Genomic DNA, 611 nt, shown 5'->3' with positions numbered 1-611 from the left:
CCATAACAACAGGGCCTCCAACATGAGGGATCTTGCCTGTTTTCTTTGGACAAAGGTGAAAACTTCCAATCACTGCTGCTGGTTTACCCATTCTAAGTTCCCTCTTAATTCAAAGAGATTTGTCCTGCTTTCAATGCGATTGCAGAGCCATTGATAGAAATCTTGTTGCCCTTAATGTTGATTTCGCCAGAACTCGACATTTGAATTGAGGCTCCACCGACTTTAATTTCAATACTTCTCCCTGCATTGAGGGACAGCACTTTGCCAGTGTCAGAGGTATAGTTTTCTCCCACTTTTAACATCGCATTTTTTCCAACGTCTTGAGTGACATCGTTGGTTACTTTCTCAACTTTATTGTTCTCAACAACAATATCTACGCAGTCTTCGACTAACATTTGGAACAACTTTTCTGCGTGAAGGTAAATGTGTTCTTCACCAGGTTTATCTTCAAAGCGTAACTCGTTGAAATTGGCGTTTCCTTTTTGAACTGAGCGGGACTTAAAACCGCTTTGAGAACTTTTCTCTGGAAGAGAATACGGGGGCAACTGGCTCCCGTTATACAGCGCACCCGTGACAATAGGTTGATCTGGGTCGCCATTCACAAACTCTAC

1 protein-coding gene and 1 pseudogene are annotated in these 611 nt (G+C 42.7%); both read right to left on the bottom strand.

The annotated features are described in order from the left end of the window. Positions 1-91: pseudogene (locus R7Z49_RS26145) on the bottom strand (type VI secretion protein); the annotation flags it as partial. A 13-nt stretch (positions 92-104) separates the two neighbouring features. After that, positions 105-611, bottom strand: a 507-nt coding sequence (locus tag R7Z49_RS26140; protein WP_411913037.1) for a bacteriophage T4 gp5 trimerisation domain-containing protein, incomplete at its 5' end; no start/stop codon positions are given.

It is taken from the genome of Vibrio sp. 1562, from assembly GCF_033340155.1.
Taxonomy (GTDB): domain Bacteria; phylum Pseudomonadota; class Gammaproteobacteria; order Enterobacterales; family Vibrionaceae; genus Vibrio; species Vibrio alginolyticus.
The sequence above is the reverse complement of the archived record's forward strand: the minus strand, read 5'-3'. Positions and strand labels throughout refer to the sequence as shown.